The 9,211-nt window shown below is 70.1% G+C and carries 13 protein-coding genes; 5 read left to right on the forward strand and 8 right to left on the reverse strand.

Annotated elements, in window-relative coordinates:
* The 4 genes from ACEU5R_RS31375 to ACEU5R_RS31390 form a co-directional block, all read right to left on the reverse strand.
* A partial coding sequence (locus ACEU5R_RS31375; RefSeq protein WP_392413759.1) for an SDR family NAD(P)-dependent oxidoreductase occupies positions 1–211 on the reverse strand: 211 nt, incomplete at its 3' end.
* A gap of 29 nt (positions 212–240) precedes the next feature.
* On the reverse strand, positions 241–624 hold the full coding sequence (locus ACEU5R_RS31380) for a VOC family protein (RefSeq protein ID WP_103276006.1): 384 nt from the start codon (positions 622–624) through the stop codon (positions 241–243).
* A gap of 93 nt (positions 625–717) precedes the next feature.
* On the reverse strand, positions 718–1,371 hold the full coding sequence (gene alkB, locus ACEU5R_RS31385; protein ID WP_369869716.1) for a DNA oxidative demethylase AlkB: 654 nt from the start codon (positions 1,369–1,371) through the stop codon (positions 718–720).
* Positions 1,372–1,443: 72 nt separating this feature from the next.
* Complete coding sequence (locus tag ACEU5R_RS31390) at positions 1,444–2,988, reverse strand: phospholipase D family protein (RefSeq protein WP_392413761.1); 1,545 nt, start codon at positions 2,986–2,988, stop codon at positions 1,444–1,446.
* Positions 2,989–3,085: 97 nt separating this feature from the next.
* On the opposite strand from ACEU5R_RS31390, the gene ACEU5R_RS31395 reads away from it, so the two are divergent.
* Together ACEU5R_RS31395 and ACEU5R_RS31400 are read left to right on the forward strand one after the other, a co-directional pair.
* On the forward strand, positions 3,086–3,658 hold the full coding sequence (locus tag ACEU5R_RS31395) for a helix-turn-helix domain-containing protein (RefSeq protein ID WP_392413763.1): 573 nt from the start codon (positions 3,086–3,088) through the stop codon (positions 3,656–3,658).
* Positions 3,659–3,681: 23 nt separating this feature from the next.
* Entirely contained in the window at positions 3,682–4,224 is a 543-nt protein-coding gene (locus tag ACEU5R_RS31400; RefSeq protein ID WP_392413765.1) for a GNAT family N-acetyltransferase, read from the forward strand.
* 17 nt (positions 4,225–4,241) lie between these two features.
* On the opposite strand, the gene ACEU5R_RS31405 is transcribed toward ACEU5R_RS31400, so the two are convergent.
* Positions 4,242–4,574, reverse strand: coding sequence for a hypothetical protein (locus tag ACEU5R_RS31405; protein ID WP_103276002.1), 333 nt, complete (start codon positions 4,572–4,574; stop codon positions 4,242–4,244).
* A 155-nt stretch (positions 4,575–4,729) separates the two neighbouring features.
* The gene (locus ACEU5R_RS31410; RefSeq protein ID WP_392413768.1) at positions 4,730–5,620 is read right to left on the reverse strand and encodes an alpha/beta fold hydrolase; all 891 of its coding nucleotides are present in this window, start codon (positions 5,618–5,620) and stop codon (positions 4,730–4,732) included.
* A 315-nt stretch (positions 5,621–5,935) separates the two neighbouring features.
* Between ACEU5R_RS31410 and ACEU5R_RS31415 the strand changes: the two genes are divergently transcribed.
* Positions 5,936–6,085, forward strand: a complete 150-nt coding sequence (locus ACEU5R_RS31415; RefSeq protein WP_199770917.1) for a hypothetical protein — start codon at positions 5,936–5,938, stop codon at positions 6,083–6,085.
* Positions 6,086–6,222: 137 nt separating this feature from the next.
* The gene (locus ACEU5R_RS31420; RefSeq protein ID WP_392413770.1) at positions 6,223–6,972 is read left to right on the forward strand and encodes an SDR family NAD(P)-dependent oxidoreductase; all 750 of its coding nucleotides are present in this window, start codon (positions 6,223–6,225) and stop codon (positions 6,970–6,972) included.
* Positions 6,973–7,045: 73 nt separating this feature from the next.
* Here the strand turns inward: ACEU5R_RS31420 and ACEU5R_RS31425 are convergent, their stop codons facing one another.
* Together ACEU5R_RS31425 and ACEU5R_RS31430 are read right to left on the reverse strand one after the other, a co-directional pair.
* Positions 7,046–7,831 (reverse strand): sulfite exporter TauE/SafE family protein, encoded by a 786-nt coding sequence (locus tag ACEU5R_RS31425; protein ID WP_392413772.1) that lies wholly within the window; start codon positions 7,829–7,831, stop codon positions 7,046–7,048.
* Complete coding sequence (locus tag ACEU5R_RS31430) at positions 7,828–7,986, reverse strand: hypothetical protein (protein ID WP_392413774.1); 159 nt, start codon at positions 7,984–7,986, stop codon at positions 7,828–7,830. The genes ACEU5R_RS31425 and ACEU5R_RS31430 overlap by 4 nt, the downstream gene beginning before the upstream one ends.
* Positions 7,987–8,073: 87 nt before the next feature.
* Here ACEU5R_RS31430 and ACEU5R_RS31435 point away from each other — a divergent pair, with 87 nt between their 5' ends.
* Positions 8,074–8,997, forward strand: a complete 924-nt coding sequence (locus ACEU5R_RS31435) for a LysR family transcriptional regulator (protein WP_392413776.1) — start codon at positions 8,074–8,076, stop codon at positions 8,995–8,997.
* The last annotated feature ends 214 nt before the right edge of the window (positions 8,998–9,211 follow it).

A 9,211-nucleotide genomic window follows, 5' to 3' on the forward strand; every position in this document is an offset into this window, starting at 1 on the left:
AGCCCCCCCCCCCCCCCCCCCCCCCCCCCCCCCCCCCCCCCCCCCCGCCCGGCCCCCCCCCCCCCCCCCCCCCCCCCCCCCCCCCCCCCGGGTCGCGGCCGACCAGGGTGGGACTGGCGCCTTCGCGGGCGAAGGCCAGCGCCGCCGCCAGCCCGATGCCCTTGGACGCGCCCGTGATGAGCACGCGTTTGCCTTCAAGCTGCAGGTCCATGGCGGGTTCCTTCGCGTGAGCCGCGCGGCTCACTTCAGTTGCACGAGTACGAATTCGTTGCCGTACAGATCGATGAAATGCGCGTACACCGCGACGGCGTCCTCGACGGGCTCGCGCGTGAAACGCACGCCTTGCGCGGCGAAGCGCGCGTGATCGCGGCGCGTGTCGCTGGTGTAGAACACGCCCACCGGCTGGCCGCCGGTCTGGTCGCCCACGCGGTCGCGCTGCGCCTGCGTTTGCGCCTGCAGCAGCCATACGCCCACCGAGGGCTGTTCGGGCAGGCGCAGGTGCACGTAGCGCTGGGCGCCGACGGCCATGTCGACGAAGACCTCCATGCCCAGCTTGTCCTGGTAGAAGGCGATCGCGGTGTCGTAGTCGGTGACCAGGATGACGAGTCGGCCCAGCGCGTGCATATCGTTGTTCTCTTGAGGGTGTAGGGAAAGCGTGCGCCTATGCTAACCGGTTCCGCCCGCCTTGGTCCGGCGGGCCGGATCGGGCCCGCCGTCTCAACCCGCCTTGCGCAGCGTGAGGTTCAGACGCAGGCTGCCCAGGCGCGGATGCGGCCTGTCCTTCAGCGGCAGCACGCCGTGGAAACGCAGGCGGTCCGCGCCACCCCAGACCACCACGTCGCCGTGGAACAGCGGCACGCGGGCGGCGGGGTCCGAGCGCGCCAGGCCGCCGAAAAGAAACACCGCCGGCATGCCCAGCGACACCGACACGATGGGCGCGCTGAAATCGCGCTCGTTGCGGTCCTGGTGCAAGGACATGCGCGCGCCCGGCTCGTAGCGGTTGAGCAGGCAGGCGTCCGGTTCGAAGCCGGCAAAGCCGGCCGCGGCGGCGGCCTCGCGTCCCAGGGCGGCGAAGGCCGGCGGCATGTCGGGCCAGGGCCGCCCCGACAGCGGGTCGGCCGGCGTGTAGCGGTAGCCGTCGTGGTCCGTGGTCCAGCCCAGCCGGCCGCAATTGCTCAGTGCGACAGACATCAGATGGCCGCCGGGGGTTTCCATGCGTCGGAACGGCGACTGCCGGATCACTTCGTCCAGGGATTGCAGCAGGGCGTCGGCGACGGGCAGGGCGTAGCCGCGCAGCACCACGGATCGCGGGCCGATGGATTCGCTGCGGGCGGGCTGGGGGTCGGCCTCGTCGAAAAGATCCAGGTTCATGCTCATGATGTTCAGTATGCCGCCGCGCGGGCTGAGGCGCGCTCCGCTTGTTGCGTCGCGTCCTGGCTGTGATTACAGCAAGGACTCCACCGGCAGCAGCGAGATGAACCAGACCGACAGGCGCTGCCAGACGCTGGCGCCGGGTTCGCTGTCATAACGTACGGTCTGGCCGTCGTCGCGCAGTTCCAGCCAGTAGACCTTGCCGCGTTCGTCCAGCAGCGCGCGATAGGCCGTGGTCGGCACGTCGCGCGTGAAGGCCGTCGAGATCTGGCCGGCCAGCCTGGGACTGTCGATGATGAAGCCGAGTTCGGTGTTGAGCCTGGCCGAGCGGGGATCAAAATTGAACGAGCCGACGAAGATGCGCTGGCCGTCTACCGCGAAGGTCTTGGCGTGCAGGCTGGACCCGGAGCTGCCCAGCGGGCCCAGGTTCTTGTTGCGTCCGCCGCCGGCGGCGCGCTTCATTTCGAACAGCTCCACCCCGCCCGCCAGCAGATCGGCGCGGCGCCTGGCGTAGCCGGAGTGCACGGCCGCCACGTCGGTGGCTTCCAGCGAGTTGGTCAGCACGCGCACCCGCACGCCGGCGCGGGCCATGTCGCTGAAGGCGCGCGTGCCGGATTCGCCGGGCACGAAGTAGGGCGACACCAGATCCAGTGACTGGGCGGGCTTGCCGATGATCTCGTGCAACTGATGCGGCAGCATGGCCTCTGGCGGCGCGGTGCCCAGGGTCTTGCGCGGATCGTCGCTGACCATGCGCGTGGGCGCCCATTCCAGTTCCAGCTCGCCCTTGAGCAACTGACGGATGAAGGGCAGGGCGCGCATGGCCTCGGCATAGGCGGCGGCGTCGGACGAGCGTTCCATGTCGTCGGCGCGCCGCTTGAGCAGGTCCAGCGCGCCCGCCTCGGCCGGCTTGAGCAGGCGCGCCACCGGATAGGCCGAGTCGCTGGCCCAGTAACGGTCGAAATCGGCGGACACGTCCTGCACCGCCGCGCCGATCGCCAGCACGTCCAGGTCGGTGAACAGCACGCCGTTGGCGGCGCCGAAATATTCATCGCCAACGTTGCGGCCGCCGATGATGGTGGCCTGGTTGTCGGCGGTGAAGGACTTGTTGTGCATGCGCCGGTTGAGCCGGCTGAAGTCGGTCAGGTAGCCCAGCGTCTTGGGCCAGCGCAGCGCGAAGGGGTTGTACAGCCGCACTTCGATGTTGGGATGTCCGTCCAGCGCGGCCAGCTCGCGGTCCAGGCCCGAGGTGCCGTTGTCGTCCAGCAGCAGGCGCACGCGCACGCCACGATCGGCGGCTTCGTGCAGCGCTTCGAGCAGCATCATGCCGGTCATGTCGCCGCGCCAGATGTAGTACTGCACGTCCAGGCTGCGCTCGGCGGCGCGCGCCAGCATCATGCGCGCGGCGAAGGCGTCGTGGGCGTCGGCCAGCGGGTGGATGCCGGACAGGCCGGCGTGGCCGGCGGCGACGGGCGCGATGGCGCGGCCCAGCGGGGTGGCCGCCGCCGCGTCGGGATCGAGCGCCTGCGACTGGCTGCGCTGTTCCTGCGAGGGCAGGGCGCAGCCGGCCAGCAGGCCCAGGCAGAGAATCGGCATGATCAGGTATCGAGCCAGGAACATGGGCCCTATTGTGCCGAATTCGGCGGGGCGTGGTTGACGGGCGGAGCGGACGCGGGCTCGCTTGACGGAATTTCTTATTTGAGAAAAAATCCCAAATATGGAAAATCATCCCGAATTCGATCACGGCCTGGACATGCGCATCGCCTCGCGCCTGAAGGGCCTGCGCCAGGAACGCGGCTGGTCCCTGGACGAACTGGCCGGCCGGGCCGGCGTCAGCCGCGCCACGCTGTCGAGGCTGGAAAACGCCGAGGTCAGCCCCACGGCCAGCGTGCTGGGGCGGCTGTGCGCCGCCTACGGCCTGACCATGTCGCGGCTGATGCTGATGGTGGAAGACGACTTCGCGCCGCTGGTGCCCGAAAGCGCGCAGCCGGTCTGGGTCGATGCGAGCGCGGGCTTCCGGCGCCGCTCGGTCTCGCCGCCGGCGGCCGCGCTGGCCGGGGAAGTGCTGGCCTGCGAGCTGGACGCCGGCGCCCGCATCGAATACCCGCAGCCGCCGCGTCCGAATCTGGAACACCATCTGCTGATGCTGGAAGGCGCGCTGCACATCACCGTGGATGGCCGCCGCCACGGGCTGCGTCCGGGCGACTGCCTGCGCTACCAGCTGGCCGGAGCCAGCCTTTTCGAGACGCCGCCGGACAGCGGCGCCCGCTACCTGCTTTTCATCGTCTGAACCACAACGTCTACAGGTGCTACATGCCCGATCATCTTGCCTCCCTGCGCATGGCCACGCTCTCGGCCGCCGAAACCGAAACCCTGCTGCCGGAACTGGCGGAGCTGCTGCACGCCAGCGTGCACGCGGGCGCCAGCGTCAGCTTCGTCCTGCCGTACAGCCCGGACGACGCGCTGGGGTTCTGGCGCGACAAGGTGCTGCCCGGCGTGGCCGGGGGCGGCCTGCTGTTGGTGGCCGCCTGGCAGGACGGCAGGCTGGCCGGCGCGGTGCAGCTCGATTGCGACACCCCGCCCAATCAACCGCACCGCGCCGAGGTGCGCAAGCTGCTGGTGCATCCGGATTTCCGGCGCCAGGGCATCGCGCGGGCCTTGATGGCAAAGGTCGAGGCGCTGGCCGTGGCGGCCGGGCGCAGCCTGATCACGCTGGACACGCGCACCGGCGATCGCGCCGAGCCCTTGTATGCCTCGCTGGGGTATGTGACGGTGGGCGTCATCCCGGGCTTCAGCCGCGATTCGCATGACGCGCACCGGCTGGACGGCACCACCATCATGTACAAGCAGCTGTAGCCGCCCTCGCGCGGGCGTCAGGCCAGCGGCTTGAGGCCCACGCTGTAGGGGGGCGCGTTGCCGCGCGCGGCGGCCTTGATCTTCAGCATCGAGCCGCCGGGCGTGAACTCGAAATCCTGGTAGGGCACTTCGAACCACTGGTGGAAGCTGGTGCGCGAGAACTCGGGCACCCAGATCTTCGGACGTTTGGCGTCGCAGTGGAATTCCACCAGCGTGCAATCAATGCCCAGCGGGCGAGTATTGCCGATGCGGTAGCTGGCGCGCAGCTCCGCGCTTGCGGTGGCGCCGGGCCGCCAGACGAGGCCGATGGATTCCATGAAATGTTCGATCGCCTCGATGCCGCGATACATAGCTGACTCCGGATTACGGGCGCGGGCGACAGGCCCGCGAAAAACCGCCGCCCGGCGGGGCGGCGGCGCACAGACCGAATTATCCGTCATTCCGGGGGCGTGCAGGGGCGCGGGCCGGCTGACGAGCCGTGTACGGACGGATCCCGCGCCCGGTTTCAGGCCGGTTCGCAGAATCTCAGGATGGCCTGGGCCACCGCCTGCGGCGTCTCGCGTTGCGGGAAATGGCCAATGCCGTCCAGCACGCGGCGTTGATAGCGGCCGCTGAAATAAGCGTCCTTGCCCTCGGACGTGGCGGGCGAGTTGCAGGCGTCGGCCCCGCCGTGCAGCACCAGGGTCGGCACGGCCAGCTCCGGCGCGGGCGTCAGGCGCGCGGCATCTTCGGCATAGGCCGGGTCGCCCTGGGCGTGGCCCCAGCGCTGGCGATAGGAGTGCAGCACCACCTCGGCCCAGTCCGGATTGTCGAAGGCGCGGGCGGCTTCGTCGAAATCGGCTTCTTCGTACCAGCCGGCGGGCGACCAGGTGTCCCACATGTAGCGGGTGAATTCCCGCCGGCTGTCACGGACGGTGGCCGCGCCCCTGGGCGTGGCCATGAACCAGTGATACCAGTAATTGCGTGCCTGGGACAGCGGCACGGGTTGGTCCGGGCTGTTGGTGCCGTAGCCGACCGATAGCAGCACCAGGTGCGAGGCCGCGTCGGCGTCCAGGCCGCAGGCGTTGCCCGCGGCGCGCGCGCCCCAGTCGTGGCCGACCAGCACGGGGCGCTCCAGGCCCAGCGCCGAGCGGAAGTCCAGCAGGTCGCGGCCCAATGCGGCCAGTTCGCCGCTGCGGGGCGTGTCGGCGCGCAGGAAGCGGGTCGGGCCGAAGCCGCGCAGCGCCGGGCAGAGCACACGGTAGCCCGAGGCGGCCAGCTTGTCTGCCACGCTGTTCCAGCATTCGGGGCTGTCGGGCCAGCCATGCAGCAGCACGGCGGTGCGCGCGCCGGCCGGATTCCATTCCAGATAGGCGATGTCCAGCTGCGAGGTCTTTACGTGGTGATAGGCGGACATGGTGGAGCATTCCTGAGAGTCGTCACGCTTCGATCATAGGAGCGTTGAAGATCTTGATTGGTGAATAATTCTGCGTTGTTGTCCACGAATCATGACCAAAGACTTGCTGTCGACGGGCGACAGCGGCGGTTGCCGGCGCGTCGGTGCTCCGTCCGGCGCGGCCGTCCGCAACGGTTCCAAATCCGGCGTCAATCGCCGCGATTGAACAAACCAAATGGACGTCCTGATGGCCTGCGGCCAAGATGAACCCCTGCTGCTTCCGCGCCGCCGGCCTGGCGGGCGGCGAGCGCATCATCTCAGCATGGAGAAAACATCATGACGGATTTTGTTCAAGCATTGGTCAGGGCCGAACTGTCGCTGTTCGGGGTTGTTGCAGGGGAGCCCGCGCAGGACGAGGCCGCGCCGGCGCTGGCGGCCGATGCGCCGGCCTTCGACGCCGGGCACTATCGCAGCGCGCTGGGCTGAAGCTCTTTGGCGGGATTGCAGGATTAGGCAGGTTTCCCGCAAGAACGCGGCTGTACGCCGCGCGCCTCGTTTTCTAACATTCCTTTCCATGGCGCGGCGCCATCCGGCCCGCGCCGGGTTCTAGGGAAGGGATGAGCATGGAATCCGGAAAAATCTGGTTTGTGACCGGGGCCTCCGCGGGATTGGGACTGGCGCTGGTCAAGGCCCTGCTGGAGCAGGGCCATCGCGTGGCGGCGACCTCGCGCGACGTGGACGCCCTGCTGGAAGCGACCGGCGCGGCGCTCGATGGCCGCCTGCTGCCGCTGGCCGTGGACCTGGGCGATGAACGCAGCGTGCGGCGCGCGGTCGACGCGGCGCATGCCGCCTTCGGCGGCCTGGACGTGGTGGTGAACAACGCCGCCTGCGCCGCGCGGGGGCCGCTGGATCAGCTGTCCGACGCGGCGCTGCGCGAGGGTTTCGATATCGGCGTCTTCGGCGCCATGAACGTGATACGCGCCGCCATGCCGCGCCTGCGCGCGCAGCGTGGCGGGCATGTGTTCAATGTGTCGTCGATCCTGGGCTTCGATGGCGCGGCCGAGGGCTGGGGCGCGTACAGCGCGGCCAAGTTCGCGCTGGGCGGCCTGACCGAGGCCCTGGCCGTCGAAGCCGCGCCGCATGGCGTGCGCGTTACGCTGGTCTACCCGGGCGCGGCGCGCGTGCCGGCCCAGGTCGCGCGTACCCTTATCCAGGCCTCGCAGGCCCAGTACGCGCCACGGCATCTGTTCCTGGGCCGGGACGCCTTCGATCAGGCGCGCATCAAGATCCAATCGGTGCAGCAAGAGCTGGCGCGCTGGCGCGAGATGTCGATCGCCATCGGTCCGCTCGACGAGCGCCGCCTGGCCGCGTGAGGCGCGGGGAAGGCGACGCGGGGCGTCAGGACGCAAGCACCCCCGACCGCTTGGCAAGCGGCCTTGCTCGCCCCTAGGAATGGCTCGCGCCAGCCAGACCCTGGAAAACCTGGTAGATGCCCAGCAGCGCCAGGCTCGCCATGAAGCACAGCTTGAAGACGCGCGGCGACAGCCGGCCGCGCAGCCATTGTCCCAGTCCCATGCCCAGTAGCGCGGGCAGCAGCATCAGCAGCGAAGCGCCCGCCGCATCCGCGCCGTAGCTGCCGTTCAGCCACAGGCCCGCCGCCAGCGCCAGCGTGGACACCGAGAAGGAGATTCCCATGGCCTGGATCAGCCCGTCCTTGCCCAGGTTCAGCGCCTGCAGATAGGGCACGGCCGGGATCACGAACACGCCGGTGGCTGCGGTGACCAGTCCCGTCGCGGCGCCCACCGCCAGGCCCAGCGCGCCTTCGCGCCGCGTGGGAATGGAGGGTGGCGAACCGAACAGGCCCCAGGCCGCGTACAGGACCAGCGCGACGCCCAGGCATACGCCTGCCCAGACGCCGGATGGCGCGCCCAGCCACCAGGCGCCCGCCAGCGTGCCGGCGCAAGCGCCCGCCTGCATGCCGGCGATGCGGCGCCAGATCGGGCCGAAGGTCGCGGCGGGCCGCGCCTGCCACAGGTTGGTGACCAGCGATGGCACCACCAGCAGCGCGGCGGCTTGCGCGGGCGCCATGATCAGCGCCAGCAGGGCCATGGAAATGGTGGGCAGCCCCAGCCCGACCACGCCCTTGACTACGCCGGCCAGGAGGAACACGGCCGCCGCCGCGGCCGCCAGCAGTGGCGTGGCGCCGGGCATCATCAGGTCGGCGGGACTCATGGCCGGGCCTCCCGGTGGTCGGTGTCGACTGCCGAGGCTATGGAAAAGACTGATGGCAAGGCAGGCGCGGCAAGATCGGAATAGCGGGTGGACGTGGTTCGGATTTGCATGGAGAACACCGGAATAAAGGTTGTGGATGCGGGCATGTCGTTCATTTTCGGCGCGTATCCGGCGCGGCCCTATCGGGAACTTGCGTATGCCGGGTTCGGAAATTCCATAGCCTGCGGTGCTACGATCCTTGCATGCGCTTCGATCTCACCGACCTGCGGCTGTTCCTGCATGTGCAGGAAACGGGCTCCATCACCGCCGGCGCCCGGCGTTCCAACATGACGCTGGCCTCGGCCAGCGAGCGCGTGCGCGGCATGGAAGACACGCTGGGCGTGCCCTTGCTGTTGCGCGGCCCGCGCGGCGCGGAGCCGACGCCGGCCGGGCGCACGCTGGCGCATCACGCGCGGCTGGTGCTGGCGCAGATGGACCGCATGCGCGGCGACCTGGACCAGTACGGCCAGGGCTTGAAGGGACTGGTGCGCGTGCAATGCAACACCACGGCGCTGAGCGAGCATCTGCCGCCGGTGCTGGGCGAATTCCTGCAGCGTCATCCGCGCGTGTCGGTGGACCTGGAAGAGCGGCCCAGCCACGAGATCGCCGACGCCCTGCGCGCCGGCACCTGTGACATCGGCGTGCTGGCGGACTCGGTCGACCTGGGCGGCCTGCGGGTGGCGGTGTTCCGCCACGATCCGCTATGCCTGATCGTGCCCTCGGGGCATGCGCTGGCCGCGCGCGGCGTCGTCGCGCTGGCCGACGCGGCGGGCGAGGATTTCGTCGGGCTGGTCGAAGGCAGCGCCTTGCAGGAGCACATCGCGCAGCACGCGCGCCGCGATGGCAAGAGCCTGTCCTACCGCGTGCGGCTGCGCGGTTTCGACGCGGTCTGCCGGATGGTGGGCCAGGGCGTGGGCGTGGCGGTCGTGCCGCGCGCCGCCGCCGTCCGCCACGGGCGTTCGGCCGGCTTCCGGCGTCTGGATCTGAGCGATGACTGGGCCGCGCGCGATCTCGTGCTGTGCGTGCGCGGCGACCTGCCCGCCTATGCCGAGGAACTGGTGGCTCATGCCCTGCGCGGCGCGCCGGGCGCTACCCGCAGCGAGGCGGCGCCGGCGTCGGTGGAATAGGGGGCGGGGCTGGACTGTCCGAAGCGCCGGTTGTAGCGTATGAGGTTCCGGCCGCGCCGTGGGCTTGCCCAGCGGCGTCCGGCTGTCCCGCCGCTTCCCGCCACCTCTTGCCGTCCGAACCGCCATGTCCGACGTCATTGCCGTTTTTCCGATCGAGCGCGAGGATTCCCTGATTTGCCATGGCGCGGGGGGGGGGGGGGCGCCCCCCCCCCCG

The sequence above is a fragment of the Achromobacter sp. 413638 genome (assembly GCF_043119405.1).
In the GTDB taxonomy this organism is placed as follows: Bacteria; Pseudomonadota; Gammaproteobacteria; order Burkholderiales; family Burkholderiaceae_B; genus Achromobacter.

Bases quoted from the DNA above. Each gene is read 5' to 3' on its own strand.
- ACEU5R_RS31380 (WP_103276006.1), bottom strand. From the start codon at position 624: ATGCACGCGCTGGGCCGACTCGTCATCCTGGTCACCGACTACGACACC.
- alkB (WP_369869716.1), bottom strand. From the start codon at position 1,371: ATGAACCTGGATCTTTTCGACGAGGCCGACCCCCAGCCCGCCCGCAGC.
- ACEU5R_RS31390 (WP_392413761.1), bottom strand. From the start codon at position 2,988: ATGTTCCTGGCTCGATACCTGATCATGCCGATTCTCTGCCTGGGCCTG.
- ACEU5R_RS31395 (WP_392413763.1), top strand. From the start codon at position 3,086: ATGGAAAATCATCCCGAATTCGATCACGGCCTGGACATGCGCATCGCC.
- ACEU5R_RS31400 (WP_392413765.1), top strand. From the start codon at position 3,682: ATGCCCGATCATCTTGCCTCCCTGCGCATGGCCACGCTCTCGGCCGCC.
- ACEU5R_RS31405 (WP_103276002.1), bottom strand. From the start codon at position 4,574: ATGTATCGCGGCATCGAGGCGATCGAACATTTCATGGAATCCATCGGC.
- ACEU5R_RS31410 (WP_392413768.1), bottom strand. From the start codon at position 5,620: ATGTCCGCCTATCACCACGTAAAGACCTCGCAGCTGGACATCGCCTAT.
- ACEU5R_RS31415 (WP_199770917.1), top strand. From the start codon at position 5,936: ATGACGGATTTTGTTCAAGCATTGGTCAGGGCCGAACTGTCGCTGTTC.
- ACEU5R_RS31420 (WP_392413770.1), top strand. From the start codon at position 6,223: ATGGAATCCGGAAAAATCTGGTTTGTGACCGGGGCCTCCGCGGGATTG.
- ACEU5R_RS31425 (WP_392413772.1), bottom strand. From the start codon at position 7,831: ATGAGTCCCGCCGACCTGATGATGCCCGGCGCCACGCCACTGCTGGCG.
- ACEU5R_RS31430 (WP_392413774.1), bottom strand. From the start codon at position 7,986: ATGAACGACATGCCCGCATCCACAACCTTTATTCCGGTGTTCTCCATG.
- ACEU5R_RS31435 (WP_392413776.1), top strand. From the start codon at position 8,074: ATGCGCTTCGATCTCACCGACCTGCGGCTGTTCCTGCATGTGCAGGAA.